12 protein-coding genes are annotated in these 17,626 nt (G+C 61.8%); 6 read left to right on the top strand and 6 right to left on the bottom strand.

Translation table 11 applies throughout. From position 1 onward, the window contains the following. Positions 1-2 precede the first annotated feature (2 nt). Positions 3-2,375, bottom strand: coding sequence for a TonB-dependent receptor (locus tag B8784_RS10700; RefSeq protein ID WP_084397950.1), 2,373 nt, complete (start codon positions 2,373-2,375; stop codon positions 3-5). Positions 2,376-2,733: 358 nt separating this feature from the next. Here B8784_RS10700 and B8784_RS10695 point away from each other — a divergent pair, with 358 nt between their 5' ends. Next, positions 2,734-3,741 (top strand): formylglycine-generating enzyme family protein, encoded by a 1,008-nt coding sequence (locus B8784_RS10695; RefSeq protein WP_233356065.1) that lies wholly within the window; start codon positions 2,734-2,736, stop codon positions 3,739-3,741. A 45-nt stretch (positions 3,742-3,786) separates the two neighbouring features. Here B8784_RS10695 and B8784_RS10690 read toward each other — a convergent pair whose 3' ends face one another. From B8784_RS10690 to B8784_RS10680, 3 genes are all read right to left on the bottom strand, one after another. Beyond that, positions 3,787-4,929 (bottom strand): Sb-PDE family phosphodiesterase, encoded by a 1,143-nt coding sequence (locus B8784_RS10690; RefSeq protein ID WP_084397948.1) that lies wholly within the window; start codon positions 4,927-4,929, stop codon positions 3,787-3,789. 44 nt (positions 4,930-4,973) lie between these two features. Next, positions 4,974-6,509, bottom strand: a complete 1,536-nt coding sequence (locus B8784_RS10685; RefSeq protein WP_084397947.1) for an alkaline phosphatase D family protein — start codon at positions 6,507-6,509, stop codon at positions 4,974-4,976. A 130-nt stretch (positions 6,510-6,639) separates the two neighbouring features. Beyond that, positions 6,640-9,321, bottom strand: a complete 2,682-nt coding sequence (locus B8784_RS10680) for a TonB-dependent receptor plug domain-containing protein (RefSeq protein WP_084397976.1) — start codon at positions 9,319-9,321, stop codon at positions 6,640-6,642. 213 nt (positions 9,322-9,534) lie between these two features. Between B8784_RS10680 and B8784_RS10675 the strand changes: the two genes are divergently transcribed. Next, entirely contained in the window at positions 9,535-10,314 is a 780-nt protein-coding gene (locus tag B8784_RS10675) for an HAD-IIA family hydrolase (RefSeq protein WP_084397946.1), read from the top strand. Here the strand turns inward: B8784_RS10675 and B8784_RS10670 are convergent. Further along, complete coding sequence (locus B8784_RS10670) at positions 10,301-11,182, bottom strand: MurR/RpiR family transcriptional regulator (protein ID WP_084397945.1); 882 nt, start codon at positions 11,180-11,182, stop codon at positions 10,301-10,303. The genes B8784_RS10675 and B8784_RS10670 overlap by 14 nt on opposite strands. 169 nt (positions 11,183-11,351) lie before the next feature. Here B8784_RS10670 and B8784_RS10665 point away from each other — a divergent pair, with 169 nt between their 5' ends. The 4 genes from B8784_RS10665 to B8784_RS10650 all read left to right on the top strand — a co-directional run bounded on the left by B8784_RS10665 (position 11,352) and on the right by B8784_RS10650 (position 16,576). Continuing rightward, positions 11,352-12,281 (top strand): phosphate/phosphite/phosphonate ABC transporter substrate-binding protein, encoded by a 930-nt coding sequence (locus B8784_RS10665; protein ID WP_084397944.1) that lies wholly within the window; start codon positions 11,352-11,354, stop codon positions 12,279-12,281. A gap of 27 nt (positions 12,282-12,308) precedes the next feature. Beyond that, a complete protein-coding gene (locus B8784_RS10660) occupies positions 12,309-13,130 on the top strand; it encodes a phosphonate ABC transporter ATP-binding protein (RefSeq protein WP_084397943.1) in 822 nt (273 codons plus the stop codon). 1 nt (position 13,131) lies between these two features. Beyond that, complete coding sequence (phnE, locus tag B8784_RS10655; RefSeq protein ID WP_233356064.1) at positions 13,132-14,160, top strand: phosphonate ABC transporter, permease protein PhnE; 1,029 nt, start codon at positions 13,132-13,134, stop codon at positions 14,158-14,160. A gap of 139 nt (positions 14,161-14,299) precedes the next feature. Then, a complete protein-coding gene (locus tag B8784_RS10650; protein WP_084397942.1) occupies positions 14,300-16,576 on the top strand; it encodes a M3 family metallopeptidase in 2,277 nt (758 codons plus the stop codon). Between the two features lie 103 nt (positions 16,577-16,679). Here the strand turns inward: B8784_RS10650 and B8784_RS10645 are convergent, their stop codons facing one another. Then, complete coding sequence (locus B8784_RS10645; RefSeq protein ID WP_143435423.1) at positions 16,680-17,624, bottom strand: hypothetical protein; 945 nt, start codon at positions 17,622-17,624, stop codon at positions 16,680-16,682. Between the last annotated feature and the right edge of the window lie 2 nt (positions 17,625-17,626).

Here is a 17,626-nt window from a genome sequence, read left to right as displayed (position 1 = left end):
CCCTAGAAGTTCACTGTAAGTGTTGCCTGGAAGGTCCGCGGGTTAAGCGGACGGAAATAGGCCGAGCCGGCATAGACAAAGGCGGTTTCCACCTCTTCATCGAGCAGGTTGTCGACGTTGAAACGAAGGCTGACATTCTCAGGGATGCCGAAGTCGTTCGGTCCGCCGAGATCGAGATAGGCGCTCAGCACCGTGTAATCTTCCATCTCGTAGCTTTCGGCATAGTCGGCATAGCGCTTGCCGGTGTATTTCCCGGATACGTTTGCCACCAGCCATGGCGTCGGCTCATAGGTGACCCCGCCCGTGAACAGCCATTTCGGGCTGTCGGCCAATGTCGAACCTGCCGGATTGCCACCGAAGGCATCCTTGGACTCGGCATTGTTATAGGTCAGGTTGCCGTTGAAATAGAGCTGGTCGTTGAAGACACTCGGCTGGTAGACCCCTGAAAGCTCGATCCCGTAGGCTTCGGTTTCCCCGGCATTGATATAATAGACTTCCGGCTGTTCGGTGGCTGGATTGATGACGCTGCCCTCGACCAGACGATTGTCGAAGGTCGTGTAGAACAGCGAAGCTGAGCCGTAGAATTCAGGCCGGTTGGTCCGGATACCGATTTCCCAGTTCTCCGATTCCTCACCTTCCGGCGCGGGCAGCGGGTCTGTTGCAGCGTCGGTCGACGCGATGGAAAAGACGTCGTCTGCGCCCCGCGGCAGAGCATAGTTTTGCGAGTAGGATGCGAAGACCTGATCGAAGGTGTTGAGGTCATAGACCGCACCGATCATGGGCAGGAAATTGTCTTCATACTCGGCACTGATGTCCTGCGGCCCGAAGCCCGGCAGGTATTCGCCCTCATTGTCGGGATCCACGCGATAATAGTCATTATAATCGCGATAGCCCTCAAGCGAGTAGTCCACGTTCAGGCTCTTGATACCGACTTCCAGCTTCAGACGATCTTCAAGGAGGCTGATCGTGTCCTTGATGTAGAGCTGCACGGTTTCGCGGTAGGAGGTGTAGTCGCGCCGGTAATAGGCCGTCTCGTCCCAGAGCACATCGCCATCGGCCGAGCCATTCGTCTTGTTCAGGCGCGCCTGGGTGCGGTGATAGTCCTCATCCTCGTACCAGCCACCGATTTCCAGCGTGTGATTGGCAACGTCCCACTCGACACCGGCGACCGCGCCTTTGCGGGTGCCGCCCACTTCAGAGAGACCGAACTGGACCCCGCGCGGGTGCACCACGTCGAGGCCAACAGCCGCCTGGCCGGTATAACGGCCGAGCGTGTTGGAATAGCTGTCCGGCGAAACCCCGTAGCCATCCTTCTCTTCCTGATACGCCGTCGCCTTGAACATAAGGCCCGGCGTGATGTCTGTCTCGAAATTCAGCGAGTAGAGCGCGTCATCACGAATGTTGATGCGGTCCTGGTAGTACTGGGTACACGTGCCGCCCGTATAGATCGGCGTGAAATCGTCGCCATCAGCAACTCCGTCACCATTATAGTCATAGACGCCCGGCTGCGGGTCGACACAGCCCTCCTCGGGAATGATCGGGGAGTAGCCGTAGTAATAGTCATCCTCGAAGACCGACTCCGGCCCGGATGGGGAGTCGTAGTCGAAGAAGTCATTGTGGACATAATTGAACTGCAGGAAAGTATCGCTATCGAACTCATAGCGGACCTTGCCTTCGATATGCTCACGATCGATCGAGCCCGGACCACGCCAGAGGTCGCTGTCGGTCTTGGAGCGGCTGATATAGGCCGAGAAGCCATTGATATCGCCGGTCTCCAGCTTGATGAAGCTGCGCTCGAGATTGTCGTCGCCGATCGTGTAGGCGATCTTGCCGCCTGCCTCATCCGATGGGGCAACCGTATTGTAGGAAACAATCGGACCAAGCGAAGCATAACTCGGCAGGGAGACATCGCCGGCCCCCGGCGATGCGACGACGGAGCCAAGGTTCTCATTGTCGACATAGCGGAAGATCGGGCTGCCGCCGAACGCATCGGAGCGGCCCATCGGCACGCCATCCAGCACAAAGCCGATCTGCTGCAGGTTGAAGGCCCGGACCGTCACCGAGTTACCGAATTCATAGAGGCCGAGCGCGCCGTCCGTCTGGACGTTGAAGCCCGGCAGGGTCTCCAGCATTTTCAGGCCGGAAATGCCCGAGGGCGCCGACAGCAGCTCTTCACGCGTGACCGCGACTGTATTGGTGGCCTCGTTAAGACCGATGGCTTCATCTGTCTGGGAAATACGCCGGCCTTCGACATAGACCGTTTCCTGACGGGCCTCCTCGTTGGCATCTGAATTTTCCTGGGCCCCAGCCTGGGGGGCCGCAAAGCACGCAACACAGGTCGCGGTTGCGAAAACTGATAGTCTGAGAGAACTCATCCTCTTCCTCTTCTTCCCGATACACCTCGACCGGAAACAAGAGGCGCTCTGCTCAGCGGCTCAAGAGATTCAGAGCAAAAGATCGACGCCATGAATAATTGCATGACATTCGTGCAGTTTGATGTGGTGCCGCACAAATGCTGAGCGACCGGACAGAGCAAGAAAGTGGCTATGTCAAACAGGCGACATTTCTGCAGAAGTGGCCGCAACATTAACCCTAAATTGCGTGCTGCGACCATGCTCCATGCCAGGTTTGGTAACGGCAATTCGGCAAGGCGAAGCGGCCCCGTCGGCCAGTTTCACACGCGGTAAAATGGCCGCAAGAAAAGCCACGCCGCCTATGCTAGACGAGGCAGGCATGATCACATTCATACCTCGCCGCGCGCCAGCCTTCGGCCTGGCTTTGACGCTGCTCACAGCGCTTGATTTCCAGGCTGTGGCAGAGCCCGGTTCGAGCTGCTCAGGGCCGCTGGCGCCGGTCTGGATCTCAGCTGGCAGCTTCACCATGGGCAATGAGGTGGGCTATCCCGAAGAAGGCCCTGAGACGGCCGCCCGGCTCGATGGCTTCTGGCTCGATGCCACGGAAGTCACGGTCGGCGCGTTTTCGGAATTTGTGGAAGAGACCGGCTATGTCACCGTTGCGGAGCGCCCAGTCGACCCGTCCCAGCTTCCTGACATCGATCCCGACGCGCATCCGGAATATGCCGATCTGTTCAAGCCCGGCGGGGCCGTCTTCAATCCCGATCCGCGGCAGACAGCCCGCAACATGAACTGGTGGAGCTATGTGCCGGGGGCCGACTGGCGCCACCCGGAAGGCCCGGACAAGCTAAGCGCCGAGCCAGACGAGCCGGTCACCCAGATCGCCTATGAGGACGCGCGCGCCTATGCGGCCTGGGCCGGCGGCAGGCTGCCGAGCGAAGCCGAGTGGGAGTTCGCCGCCCTGGCCGGGCAAGGCAACAATCAGACGGAGCGGCCGAAGCAAGCCAATACCTGGCAGGGTATCTTTCCTGTTGCCGATACTGGCGATGACGGCTTCAAGGGCGTTGCGCCCGTTGGGTGCTTTTCGGCCAATGCCAACGGGCTTCACGACATGCTCGGCAATGTCTGGGAATGGACGGCTGACCGCTACGTCCCATACCACCAGCCCGACGGCGAAAACCCGGAAGGTCCGGCGGCCGCTGACAGCTTCGCCCCGGGCAAACCCGGCGCCGCCTCCCATGTTATCAAGGGCGGAAGTTTCCTCTGCGCCGAGAATTATTGCCGCCGCTATCGCGCCGCCGCCCGCCAGCCCCAGGAAACCGGGCTCGGCACCAACCATATCGGCTTCCGCGTCGCCTATGACCGCCCGGCGCCTGACGAAGAATGATCCCAACGGCCCAGGAGCTAATCCTGCACGGACAGGACCAGCTCCCTACTCGCCGTCGCCCTGCGGCACGCCGGTTTCCAGTGTAAGGGTGAGCGGCTCGCGATAGCCGATCTCCGCATTCAGCACGTCGAAGCTCAGCGCCACAACCGGCTTTTCCCCACCCATGCGGACCTGAGCGGTAAACCGGTCATTGCGTTCGACATGGATCGTGTCGCTCGCATTCTGGAAGGTCTCCTCGCTTCTATTGCGCAGCGTGAAATCGAGTGGGCACGCATTGACGATATCAACCGGCAGGACGGATGTATCGTCCGGATAGCCCTCTGTTTCCAGATGCAGGCAGGTGCGCACGACCGCTTCGACGTTTTCCGGCTTGCCGAGCAAATCGTCATACGCCCAGGCCACGGTATCTCCCGCAAACAGGGCAGCCTTCATGGCCTCCGGCGTGCGCCCGTCGGCCAGGATCAGCGTCATCGGGCGATGGCCGCCATGGCCGGCCTCATGCGTCCAGTCGACCAGGCCGTGAATGTCGGAGGTGCCCAGCACGGTCAGGCCGTATTCGAGCGCCAGTTGCAGGGCATGCTCGGAATGGCCGTCGAGCGTGCCATTTACCACCTCTATGCCCTGAATGAGGCCGTCCTCAATCAGACGCTTATGGACATCCGAGAGCCGGGCAATGCCATCCGGCATCTGGGGGATCCAGTTGGGGTGATTGACGAAGACAAAGGCGCCCTGCGCATTCGCGGCCGCAAGCGCATCCTCGGCATCCTCGGTCAGCAGCGCATTGGCGTCCTGCAGGAAGACGGCATTTATGTGCCCGTATGGCTGCCCGCGCGTGATCTCGGCACCGTTGATCAGGGAGAGGCCTTCCTCGCCGGAGCTTTCCAGCGTCTGCCTGGCCACTTCATAGGAACGGTTGCGGTCCGGGTGTGGAATGTCAGCCTTGTGAGGCTGATGCTCCAGGTGCTCGGTGACGGCGAGCATTTCCAGCCCATCGCGCTGGGCTTCCTTGACCCGGATGGACGGCCAGACCTCGCCATCGGAAAAGACCGAATGGGTGTGAAGGTCAGCCGCCAGGATGACGCGGCCATCCTCTGCGTCCGGAAACTCCACGGCACGCTCATGGGCACTGGCCACCGTCACAAGAGCAGCCACGGCAGCGGCGGAAACAAGCAGGCTTTTTCGATACATGGGGTTGGTCCTCCGATTGAGACGGGATGGATAAAAACGCGCGCTTACATGTCCTTGAGAGCGATCTCGGTCGCAGTGTTTACAGCCGAGTCCGGCGAGGCCGCATTGGCGACGGTGCGGAAAACCGTCGTCCAGTCGCGCTCACCGGCGATACACCGCAGATAGCCCCGGTCACGCCCATTGGCGTATTTGACATGCGGGTTGGCATCGCGGGCCTGCTCGATCCGGCCATGCCAGGAGCAGATGGAAGAGATCGACGTCGCGGCAAAGTTCCGGGCGACCGGTGCGCTCGCCGGATTGTCCGGATCCTTGTGGACCATCATGGCCGCCGCGCAGTGCCAGTCACCGCTCAGGATGACCGGGTTCGAGACATCCTGGGCAAGCGCATCGATGATACGCTGACGCTGGACGGGATAGCCGTCCCACTGGTCCAGGTTGCGCTTGTTGTTCTCCGGATCGTCGACATAGTCGTAAGGGGCAAACCAGGTCTGCTGGGCGAGCACATTGTAGCGCGCATCGCTCTTTTTCAGCTGCTCCATCAGCCAGGCTTCCTGCACCTTGCCTGTCATGGTGAGGTCCGGGTTCAGGAGGTCGTCGCAAGGCGGTTCGCCCGGGAACCCGTCCCCGCAAACCTGATCGGAGCGATACTGCCGGGTATCGAGCAGATTGATATGCGCCGGGCCGAACCGGTAAGCGCCATACATCTGCAGCTCGCCGCCGAGCTCCATCATGCTTGGGGGAAGCTCGATCGGCATATGCTCGTAATAGGCCTGAAACGCAGCCCGGCGCCTTAAGGCAAACTCCGCACTCGTCTGCTTGTCAGGGTCCTGCGGGACCATGCCGGCCCAGTTATTGTCGACCTCGTGATCGTCCATCGCGACGATCCACGGCGCCGCGGCATGGGCCGCCTGCAGGTGCGGGTCGCTGCGGTAGAGCGCATAGCGGTTCCGATAGTCTCTCAGCGTGGTGATTTCCTCGCTGTTATGCTGGCGAACCACCTCATATTGCAGGCGGACTCCGCCATAGGGCCGGTCCACCTTGCCGAGCGGGGACACCCCGCCCTCATAGATATAGTCACCGACATGGATGACAGCGTCGGGCGTCCACTCGGCCATGTCGCGATAGCCGGCATAGTATCCGGTTTCCCAGGCCTGGCAGTTGGCCACCGCGAGCCTGGCTTCGCGAGCATTGCGGTCGGCCGTCTTGGTCCGGCCGATGGGGCTTTCATCTTGGCCGTAATAGAACTGGTAGAAATACTCCCGCCCGGGCTCCAGCCCGTCGATGCGGGCGTGCACGGAATGGCCTTTCACGTGCGATGTCGCCACCAGGCCACTGCGCAACTCTTTGCGCATCGCCGCATCCGAACAGACGCGGTAGCGCACATGGACGAGCCCATCGGCCATGCCGCCACCATTCAGCGGATCAGGCGCCAGCCGGGTCCAGAGGATGACGCTGGTTTCCCGCGGCGCCCCGGACGCCACACCGAGGGTAAAGTGATACTTGTCAGACTGCGCGCGTGCGGCCGCCGGCAGCCAGAGAGCAGCCCCTGAAGCGGCAAGGAAGAGACGGCGGGAAAACATCGGTCTTGGCCTTTCGAAAGCGGTTGGAAGGGGCCGCCGGCAAGAGAGGGGTTGGTCCTGCCGGCGGCCTTTGGTCCAGTCAGAGCACACGTCGGCGTCAGTCCTGTGACGCCGGCGAAGGGACACATCGCTAGAAGGTGTACTCGTACTGGATCCAGACAGAGCGCGGTTTGCCGTTCCAGCCATACTGGCGGTAATAGGCGCTATCGTTCGGCCCGATCTCGCCGCGCACGGCGGCCCGGTCCCGGCTATAGCTGGAGCCGCCCGAGGCCCGCTCGAAATAGTCCTCATCGAGGAGGTTCACGCCACGGATCAGGAAGCGGTGCTGCTTCTCGTCACCCATGAAGTACTGGATGGAGCCGTTGAGGACGAAATAGTCCCCGAAGTTCATGTCCTCGACCACTCGGTCGCCATTCTCATCGACCAGGCGTGCCAGGCTCGTGCCGGCATAGGCCCACTCCGGCCCCTGCCAGCGCGGGTTCAGCGAGAAAACCCAACGATCATTCGGCGTGTAGGTGACAAGACCCGACAGGGTCCATTCCGGCCGCTCGGACGACTGGCGATACGCAGCAGCCCCGGCCCGGCCCGGCACGACGAAGTCGAGATCGGTGGATGTACCGTCGCGGCGCGCCATGACGCCCTGCACAGGGTTGGGCTCAAGCGATTCCATGTCGGTGAAGGAGAAGTCAGCCTGCCACTGGTCGAAGTCGAAGGCGACGTCGATCGTGTAGCCTTCGATATCCTGCGTGGCGAGGGCATTGACCGCAACGCTTTCGCTCGGATCGAGCCCCCCTGAAGCCGCCGTGCCGCAGAAGGCGTCCGGCGCGATGATATTCTGCCGGTTGGCCTGGATCGCGCTGGTGTCATTGGTCAGGAACGGGAAGAGCGGGTCGGCCACGTCATTGGCGTATTCCAGACAGACCGCCCCGACCGCGCGCGAGGTGAACAGGTTCTCGATCTCGGTCTCGAAATAGCCGAGCTCGATATTGTAGGTGCCGCCGAAGATGTCACCGTCGATACCGGCACCGACATTGAAGGCGTTGACCGTTTGCGGCTCAAGGCCCGGATTGATGTTGGAGCCTTCCCCGAAGGCGCCGATCTCGTCGATCTTGGGCAGGCTGTAGGATGTGCCGCCAGACCCGCGAGCATAGAGGCCGTATCCGAAGTCCTGACGCAGGCCGACTTTCCAGATCGACTGGTCCTCGAAATTGTCGTTGAAATCCTGACGGGCGGCGAAAGAGCCGCTGAAGCCGTCCAGCACCGGCAGCGAGACGCGCAGGTCGCCATAGACACCCGTGCTGGTGAGCGTGATGTCCCGCACACCGTAATCCTCGTCGGAATTGTCCTTGTAGCTCGTATTCTGGACACCGGCGACGAGTTCGACGCTGTCATTGAATGTGTAGGTCGCCCGGGCATTCAGGCCATAATCGACATAGCCGGATTCCCGCTGGTCGACCGTGCCGAAGCCCTTGGTCGGCCCGCCATCGCCAAAGCTTGCCGTGGACTGGATGGCATAGCCAATCGGGGCGCCGATCGGGAACGGATTGTCGAAGGTGCCATAGGGCTGACCATAATACGGGCTGTCCGGATCGTCATTGACCCAGAACGTCCGCTCAATACCGTCGGCATCGTTCGGAACGTCGTCATAAGCCCCGCCAGCGCCACCATAAGGATTGGTCACGCAGCCTGCGGCAAGGCCGGGAACGCCCGCTGCAAAGCTCTCGAACTGGGCGGCTGTCGAGAAGCTCGAAATGCCCTGATCGGCCGCAATTGCCTGGATGTCCTCCGGCAGATCCTGAACACGCGGGATCTGACAGATACGCGCATCGATCTCGTTATTCTTCAGCTGCGGGTCCTGATAGTGGGCCTCGAGATCGATCTTCAGCTTGTCATTGAAACGGTGCTTGAAGGAACCGGTATAGATCGGAAATTCCGTGAAGTTCGGCTGGAAGACCGTCGACTGCGGGAAGGAGTCGCGGAAGTCGATGGTCGTGTAGGAGGCGCCGAGACGTAGCTCGGTCTCCGGCGCGATCTGCCAGAGATATTTCAGGCCGAGGCTGTTGAAGCTGTAAGGGAATTCATGCCGCCCGCCGAGGGCGAGGACATTGTCGCCATAGGCGTCTTCGTCGAACAGCTCGTGGGCGTCGGTCTCGTAGGACCGCCCATAGACCAGGAAGGAATGCTTGCCCTCATCGTCAAGCGGCACCGAAATGTTGCCGTAAATTTCGCGGGTCTTGTACGAGCCGGTATAGACGCCGAACTGGCCCTTGAGCGTGCCGTCCGGCTCCTTCGTCTTCACGCTGACGACCCCCAGACCGCCATTCGAACCGAAATAGAGGCTGTTGCCGCCGCGATAGACCTCGACGCTCTCGATCATACGCGGGTCGATGGCCGTGGCCGGCCAGAGATCCTCAAGCGGCGAAGAGCGGTCGAAATACGGGACACCGTCCACCAGGAGAAGGGTGTCGCGGTCCGTGCCGCCATCGATGCGGATGGTAAATTCGCCCTCGTCCGGCGAGTAGCCGATATTCGCGCCGCGGATCAGGCCGGAGGCCAGCTCCCCGAAATTGGTAAAGCCGCCCGTTTCGATTTCTTCAGCATTGATCAGCTGAACCTGCGTGCCGTACTCGGCAAAGTCGACGGCGAGATCGCTTGCATTGCTGTCGACCTGCTGGCCTTCCACACGGACGGTCTGCAAGCGGCGTGAATCCGCTCCATCGGGGTCCGGGTCGGCATAGGCCGCCGGAATGGCCGTGGTCGACATCAGAAGGCCGATCCCCAGGCTGAGTGTTCTGTTTACGCGGAATGTCATGACTTCTGCCTCCATCAATCCCCTCGACCGCCGGATGTGACGGTCACCAGTTGCCAACAGCCGGGCGTGGTCTGCTCCGGCAGGGTGGCGTCTAGAGGCTCAAAGCGACGGCGACGTGAAGTTTACGCAAAACTTATGTGAATGATATTTACTCATCGAGAAAATTAGAGTGAAGAAAATTCAAATTATAGATTTCCGGGTACAGGGCTTTCCATGCTGAAAAAGACAGGAGCACATTTCGCTCACTCCTCTCCCCCTTCCACACAGGACGCACAAGGCTTTCTTCTCGACTGGGACGGTTGCTGCGCAATCGGCAACCGGCTTGTGCCGGAAGCAGCCGACTTCCTCCGCGAGCAGGCGCCGCGGTGCGCCATCGTGTCGAACAATTCGACCAATACCGTCGAAGAGTTTCGCGACATGCTCAAAGGCGAAGGCATCGCAATGCGTCCGGACCAGATTGTGCTGGCTGGCACCGAGGCCCTTCTCCGCGCGGCAGAAATCCGGGCCAGCCGGACGCTCATCCTGGGCGATCCGCGCATGCGCGCCATTGCCCGCAAACTGGGAGTCGAGCTGGCCCAGGAAGAGGCCGAGCTTGTCGTGCTGCTGCGCGATACGCGTTTTTCCTATCGGCGCCTTGAGCGGGCGGTGAATGCCGTCAGCAATGGCGCCCGTCTCGTCGTCGCCAATCCGGACACAACCCATCCGGGTACGGACGGCCGGCTTATGCCGGAGACAGGCGCACTCCTGTCGGCCATCAAAGCCTGCGTGGAGATTCCGCGCGGCGTCGTGGAAGTTGTCGGTAAACCCTCCCCGCGCCTTTTCAGCAAAGGCTGCGCGGCACTCGACCTACCGCCTGCCCAGGTGCTGATGATTGGCGACAATCCCCAGACCGACATCCAGGGCGCAGAGGCCCTCGGCATGCAGACACGCCTGGTCGACTCGCCGCCTGGCGTCTTCTTTCATACGCTGAGGCAACAGCTCAAAAGCGCTTGATAGACAACACATCGAAGGTTTGCTGCAGGGCCTCGACAGAGCCCTCATAATCCCGCAGGGCGAGCGCGGCGATCAGTGCGTCCAGAACGCAGAGCTGGGCAATCCGGCTGGTCATGGCCTCGGTGCGGAATTTCGTCTCGCGCGCCATGGTGAAGAGCTTCACATCCGCATAGGCCTGAAGTGGAGAGCTTGCGAAGTTCGTGACCACAATCGTCTTTGCGCCGGCCTCCCGGGCCAGGCGGGTAGCGGCGAGCGTTTCGTGCGTCGCCCCGGAGTGAGAGATGGTCAGCACGGCGACATTCGGCCCGGTGCGCGAGGCACTGATCGCCTGGATGTGGCTGTCGACAACAACGCGTGCATCAAGACCAATGCGGAGCATGCGATACTGCGCATCTTCGGCGATTGGCGCAGATGAACCGATGCCATAGATCTCGACACGGTCGGCGGCATGGATGATATCGACAGCCTGCGCAATCGCCTCCGGGTCGAGCACGGACAGTGTGTCTCGCAAGGCCTGCACGCCGGCATGAAACATCTTGCGGCAGACCGTGGGCGTGTCATCGCCCTGCTGGAGATCTTCATGAATGAACTGGACCGGCTGGACGACCTCTTGAGCCAGGCTCAATTTGAGCTGCTGGAAGCCGGACAGGCCAAGCTGGCGGCACAAATTTATGACACTGCCATCGCTGGCCCCGGTGGCTTCGGCCAGCTCAGTCACCGACATCCCGACCACCTGTCGCGGATTGGCGAGGATAAAGTCGGCAATCGAGCGCGTACTCGGGCCGAGATTGGCCTGACGCACCCGGATACGGGTCATCACATTGTCGACGATGGGCTGGTCGGCCTTGCTGCCTTTGCGTGACGTCATTTCAACCTTGCATGAAAGCTCAGGGACTTCGAAACCTGATTGAGTAATTCTCATAAATAATCAAGGGAAATTTGAGCGTGTAATATCGGTGTCACAGGTCGTCTGTATGCCTTGCTGCACTGCGGAAAACCTGCCGTACGCAAACAAGACAGCAAGACCGGGGACCGTCATGCGCTTCTCCATCCTGGCCTTTATGGCCTGCCTGATCCTGCCATTTTTCCAGATGGCAGCCGCCCAGCGCGACGGCTCGGCCGAGAAGCCGCTGCGCGTCCTCCTGATCCCGGCGGATGGCGGCACGGAAGACGGCACGAAGGCTGATTTCAAGCCGCTTTTCGATGCCATGAGCCAATCCACCGGACTGCATTTCGAGGTGCATACAGGCCAGAGCTATGCGGCCGTCATCAAGGCGATGTGCGCCGGACTTGCCGAGGTCGCCTGGTTCGGCCCGATGTCCTATCTAGAAGCGCGCGAGCGTGGCTGCGCGGAGCTTCTGGCCATGGAAGCGCGCGACGGCTCAACCACCTATTATGCCGGCTTGTTCGTCGCCGCCGGCTCGGACATTGAGACCGTGGCGGACCTCGCCGGACACGATATCGCGCTCGGCTCCCCCCATTCGGCCAGCAGCTTCGCCTACCCCCTCGCCATGATCTCCGCCGCCGGCCTGGATCCGCTCGCCGATCTCGGCGCGATCCGCCTGACAGGCAGCCATGCCAGTAGCCTGATGGCCCTGCGCAGCGGGCAGGTCGATGCGGCAGGCGCCTCCTTTGTTTCCTTCGAGCGCGCCGTCAATCAGGGCAGTCTCGATCCGGCCGGCTTCCGCGTCTTGGCCAAGTCCGAGCCCATTCCCAACCCGCCGCTTGCCATGCATCCGGGCCTTTCTCCCGAACTGAAAGCCACGCTGCGCGAGGCCATTGCCAGCGTCCACGAGGCGCCGGGGATCAACCCCGAGGCGATCCGCGGATATGGCGGCAAGCGGGTCGACCGGTACATCGCCGGCATAGATGGCAGCAGTCTCGACAGGGCCGCAGACGCTATCGCCTTCATAGACGACGATTTCAGGGCGGCCCTGCTCCAGAAAGCCGGCATGCAAACCGATTGAGACGAAACGCCGATGAGGCATCCGGTCATGCAGACGAAGACAGAACACCTGAAAAAGCCGCCAGCCGCCAACCATACAGGTAAGGCTGCACTCGGCTTCCTGAACGCCACCAAGACCTATGGCGATGGCCCGCCGGCGCTCGACAATGTCAGCTTCGACCTGAAACCCGGCCAGTTCACCGTCCTGCTCGGCCCCTCCGGCTCCGGCAAGTCCACCCTGCTACGGGCCGCTGTGGGCCTCGTCGGTTTGAGTGCGGGTGAGATCCGGGTTCAGGGCAGATCGATTGCCGCATCCGGACGCCAAGCCCGGCAATGTATCGGCATGGTGCACCAGGATGGCAGCCTGTCCGACCGGCTGACCGCCGCGCAGAACGTGCTGTCAGCCATGGCGCCCTCCATGGGCTGGCTGCGCACGCTCTTCCAGGCCTATCCGGCGCCCCTCCAGCGCAAGGCATGCCGCCTCCTCGCGCGGGTCGGCCTGACCGAAGATCAGGCCAATCGCCGCGTGCGTGAGCTTTCGGGCGGCCAAAGACAACGGGTCGGCATTGCTCGTGCGCTAATGAACGACCCCGACCTCATCCTGGCCGACGAACCGGTGGCCAGCCTCGATCCGGCCACCGCCCGCAGTGTCATGACCCTGCTGCGGGAAACCGCCCGGGAGTATGGCGCGACCGTGCTGTGCAGCCTGCACCAGATCGATCTTGCCTGCGACTTCGCCGACCGCATCATCGGCCTGCGCGCCGGCAAGCTCGTTTTTGACGGCGAAGGGGCCGACCTCACGCCCCGCGCGCTGGCCGGCCTGTTTGACCAAACCTCAACCAGCCGTCCCTTTGACGTGGTGAGCCCCTGAGATGACTGCGCCCACCTCCAGCTCCACGGCCATGACGGGCGAGGCGGCCACCTGGCACCTCAAGCCGGTCTTTAGTGCGCGGGCCCTCTTTCTGGGCATACTGGCGTTCCTGCTTCTCGCCTATTCCGGCCACCGCATGCAGATCGACGACATGGTCGGCAGGATCGCCGGCTTCGCGCTTGTCGCCATCGGCCTGCAGGACGCGCCCCAAGGCACAAGCAATGAGGAGGGCGTGTTGGAAAGCATGTTCCCCCTCGCCGTCTCCGAACGCACGCCTGTCGACCGCATTGCCGATTTCGACGCAGACGCCCTGCCGCCCTTCTCGCACCTCGAAACCGTTTCGGTCGAAGAAAGCGCGCTTGACCCTGACACACTCCAAATGACGACCAAAACCATCGAGAAGACCTTCCTTGTCGAACCGGGCGGTTACCTCTTACTCGTCATCACCAAGATCATCGAAACCATCGAAATTGCGGTCTGGGCGAGCCTCTTCGCGGTGATCGTCAGCCTGCCGCTCGCCTGGCTGAGCGCACGGAACTACTCCCCCCACCGGCTGACCTATATCGGCGCGCGGGCCGGGGTCTCCTTCCTGCGGGCCATCCCGGAGCTGATCAGCGCGCTGTTCCTGGTGCTCGCTTTCGGTTTCGGCCCGATCGCCGGCATCCTCGCCCTGGCGCTGCATAGCGCGGGCTTCCTCGCCAAATTCTATGCCGAGGATATCGAGGCCGCCGACAGGCGCCCGCAGGAAGCGCTGCGGGCGCTGGGCGCCGGGGACTTCACGATCCTGCGGCTCGCCGTCCTGCCGCAGGTGCTGCCGAGTTATGCCGCGCTGACACTTTATATCCTCGACCGTAATGTCCGCATGGCGACCGTCATTGGCCTTGTCGGCGCTGGCGGCATCGGCCAGGAGCTCAAGGGACGGTTCGACATGTTCCAGTATGACCGCGTCGGCACGATCCTGCTGGTCATCTTCGTGACCGTACTCCTGCTCGACCAGCTGGCCGCCCATGTGCGCCGCAAGCTGATCTAGACTGCTCCCCTTGCGACGATGCGGCATTGGACGAAGGCCCGGATCGGGTGCTATGCGTCAAGGTAATTGCCAATGAAATGATTTCCGCCGCGCGGGTCTCTTAACCTGCGCCGCAACAGGAAACCGGGAGACATATACCATGAAATCTATTCTGCTCGCTGGCGCTTCGGCGCTGACACTGACGGCCCTCGGGGCGTGCACGACCGACACAATGACCTCGAATCTCCAGAGCGGCCAAACGAGCAGCTCCCAGGCGACGGAAACGCAAACTGCTGACGAGCCGGACATGACACAGCCCGCCCAGGACGAAGACTGGCGCATTCTCCTCGCCGAATGGGATGGCCCTTATGGCGGCGTGCCGCCTTTCGACAAGGTCGAGGTCTCGATGTTCGAGCCGGCGCTGGAGGCCGCCATCGAGGAGGCGCAGGCCGGAATTGACGAGACGACCTCGCAAGCCGCAGCGCCAACCTTCGAAAACACCATCCTCCCCCTCGAAGAGGGCGCCGGAAAGATCATGCGCGTCGCAACGATCTACGGCATCTGGGCCTCGAGCCTGAACGGCCCGGAAGTTCAGGCCGTTCAGCGCAAAGTGGCCCCGAAGCTCGCCGCCTTTCAGGATTCCCTCTACCAGAATGCGGACCTCTTCGCCCGCATCGACGCGATCTACAATGGCGAGGATTATGACACGCTGACGCCGGAACAGCAGCGTCTGGTCTGGGACTACCATACCGATTTCCAGCGCGCCGGCGCCGGCCTGGATGAGGCCGACAAAGCGCGTGTGGCCGAGATAAACCAGGAACTCGCCACGCTCTACACGACCTTCTCCAATAACCTGCTGCATGACGAAGAGGCCTATGTCACCTGGCTGACCGAGGATGACCTCACCGGCCTGCCGCAATCGGTCGTCAATGCCACGATGTCGGCTGCGGAAGCGCGCGACAATGAAGGCGGCGACTATGCCATCCTCAATACCCGCTCCTCCATGGACCCGTTCCTGACTTATTCCGAGGATCGCGCCCTGCGCGAGAAGGTCTGGAGGACCTATTACAATCGCGGCGACAATGGCGGCGAATACGACAATAATCAGGTCATCGCCGACATCATGAAGCTGCGTGCGGAACGCTCGGACCTGCTCGGCTATGACAATTACGCCGCCTGGTCGATCGAGAAGGCCGTGGCCGGCTCTCCGGATGCGGCGATGGAACTGATGATGAAGGTATGGCCGGCGGCCAAGGCCAAGGTCGCCGACGAAGTCGCCGCCATGCAGGAGATCGCCGACGCGGAAGGCGCCGACATCACCATCGCGCCGTGGGACTATCGCTACTATGCCGAAAAAGTCCGCCAGGCCGAATACGACTTCGACTCCGAAGAAGTGAAACAATACCTCCAGCTGGAGAACCTGCGCGAAGGCATGTTCTGGATGGCAGGCGAGCTATACGGCTTCGAGTTCACGCCTGTCGACAATGTGCCCGTCTTCCATGAAGATGTTCGCGTCTGGGAAGTGACCCGCGAGGGCGAGCATGTCGGCCTGTGGTATTTCGACCCCTATGCCCGCGCCGGCAAGCGGTCGGGCGCCTGGATGAACGCCTATCGCACGCAGGACAATATCAATGGCTACACCACGCCGATTGTCTCCAACAATTCGAACTTCGTCGAAGGTGCGGCGGGCGAGCCGATCCTGATCTCCTGGGATGATGCGACCACCCTCTTCCACGAATTCGGCCACGCCCTGCACGGGCTGAACTCCAACGTGACCTATCCGTCGCTTTCGGGTACGGCGGTGCCGCGTGACTATGTCGAGTTTCCGAGCCAGGTGCACGAGAACTGGCTGCCGACGCCGGAAGTGCTCCAGCAGTTTGCCCTCCACGTCGAGACAGGCGAACCGATCCCGCAGGACCTGGTCGACAAGATCGAACGCGCCGCCAATGCGCGCCAGGGCTTCGATACGACCGAGTATCTCGCCAGCGCCTTGGTCGACATGAAGCTGCACACGATGACGGACTTCTCAGACTTCGATGCCGACACGTTCGAACGCGAAACGCTGGAAGACCTCGGCATGCCGGACGAGCTGCCGATGCGCCACCGCATGCCGCAATTCGCGCACATCTTCTCCGGCGAAGGCTATGCGGCCGGCTATTACGCCTATCTCTGGGCCGACACCTTCAGCGCGGATGCCTGGGAAGCCTTCGAGGAAGCTGGCGGCCCCTACGACAAGGAAACCGCCGCGAAATTCCAGAAATGGATCCTTTCCGTCGGCAACACGATCCCCCCATCGGAGGCCTACAAGACCTTCCGCGGCCACGCCCCGGACACCGACGCCCTGATGCGCGACCGCGGCTTCGCCGTACCGTCAGAAGCCCCCGGTGACGTTGGCGGGACAGGCAGTCCAGCCGGGCCGGTGGATATCGACAACTAAGCTCATCGGGCCTGCACTGGCAGCCCTGAAAAGCAAACGATGGACGGGCCGTCTCTCCGAGGCGGCCCGTTTCATGTCTTGTGGCGTGAGCGTGGCCTGCGTCCTAGTCAGCGGTAATGACGAGGGTAAGCCGATCGGAATACTTGCCGGCCAGGGCCGTGAACGTATTGCCCGTCACCATGAAGGCCATGCTGTGCTGACCGCCTGAAACCCCTTCGAGGATCCTGGCGTCGCCGGGGACACCGTCGGCCTGGACGAGTTGACCATCCATACGCACCTCATACGGGATGCCCGCCGACGTGAACTCATGGCGCAGCTCCCCGGCATTTTCCGACACGAGATCGACTGAATAGAGCGTGTTCGCATCGACCGAGAGATCCAGAGATTTCTCCTGGCCCTGCAGCAAGGTTCCGAAGTCGAGCGCCATCGATTTCACGCCCGCATGCGGGTCGGTGCCGAAGGACGCGGCAACCTTGGGCGGCACATCGACGGCAACTTCGACCGATTGCTGAGCGACAAATTCCCGCGCGCCGCCATTATCCTTGTAAAGCGAGACGGCTATCCGTCCGACATACTGGCCGGCCGGAGCTGTCTGGCGGGGCGGGATAACGACCTGGAAACGGGCCTGCTTTTGCGGGTGCCCCCTGGGAATCATTCCGGTCACCTCGACGACATTGTCACCCGGCCCGTCCGGACGGCCTGTCTCGCTGATATTGAAGGCGAGCGCGTTTGGTCCGGAGAAGAGGGAAGCGGTGCCCGGCCCGCCGTCGGGCTCGACCCGCACGGTATAGCTACAGCTTTCGCCACTATGCTCCACCTCGATTGCGGCAACTTCAGCATGCACCCGGCTGCTATCACTGTCATAGCCACGACTGAGCGCACCGCGATAGCGTATGACAGGCGATGGCGCCAATTGCAGGCGGCAAGGGTCAACCACGTCCTTTTCAAGCGGCGCGGCATTGACCGGCGTCAATGGAATGTCGGCCTGCGCAAGGCATGGCGCAGACACCAAGACAGCCACAATGGCGAGACAGTTTCGTATATACATTA

Source organism: Henriciella aquimarina, from assembly GCF_002088975.1.
GTDB classification, from domain to species: Bacteria; Pseudomonadota; Alphaproteobacteria; order Caulobacterales; family Hyphomonadaceae; genus Henriciella; species Henriciella aquimarina.
This window is presented reverse-complemented; position numbering and strand designations above follow the sequence as displayed.

Bases quoted from the DNA above. Each gene is read 5' to 3' on its own strand.
- B8784_RS10680 (WP_084397976.1), bottom strand. From the start codon at position 9,321: ATGACATTCCGCGTAAACAGAACACTCAGCCTGGGGATCGGCCTTCTG.
- B8784_RS10685 (WP_084397947.1), bottom strand. From the start codon at position 6,509: ATGTTTTCCCGCCGTCTCTTCCTTGCCGCTTCAGGGGCTGCTCTCTGG.
- B8784_RS10670 (WP_084397945.1), bottom strand. From the start codon at position 11,182: ATGACGTCACGCAAAGGCAGCAAGGCCGACCAGCCCATCGTCGACAAT.
- B8784_RS10675 (WP_084397946.1), top strand. From the start codon at position 9,535: ATGCTGAAAAAGACAGGAGCACATTTCGCTCACTCCTCTCCCCCTTCC.
- phnE (WP_233356064.1), top strand. From the start codon at position 13,132: ATGACTGCGCCCACCTCCAGCTCCACGGCCATGACGGGCGAGGCGGCC.
- B8784_RS10660 (WP_084397943.1), top strand. From the start codon at position 12,309: ATGCAGACGAAGACAGAACACCTGAAAAAGCCGCCAGCCGCCAACCAT.
- B8784_RS10650 (WP_084397942.1), top strand. From the start codon at position 14,300: ATGAAATCTATTCTGCTCGCTGGCGCTTCGGCGCTGACACTGACGGCC.
- B8784_RS10645 (WP_143435423.1), bottom strand. From the start codon at position 17,624: ATGTATATACGAAACTGTCTCGCCATTGTGGCTGTCTTGGTGTCTGCG.
- B8784_RS10690 (WP_084397948.1), bottom strand. From the start codon at position 4,929: ATGTATCGAAAAAGCCTGCTTGTTTCCGCCGCTGCCGTGGCTGCTCTT.
- B8784_RS10665 (WP_084397944.1), top strand. From the start codon at position 11,352: ATGCGCTTCTCCATCCTGGCCTTTATGGCCTGCCTGATCCTGCCATTT.
- B8784_RS10695 (WP_233356065.1), top strand. From the start codon at position 2,734: ATGATCACATTCATACCTCGCCGCGCGCCAGCCTTCGGCCTGGCTTTG.
- B8784_RS10700 (WP_084397950.1), bottom strand. From the start codon at position 2,375: ATGAGTTCTCTCAGACTATCAGTTTTCGCAACCGCGACCTGTGTTGCG.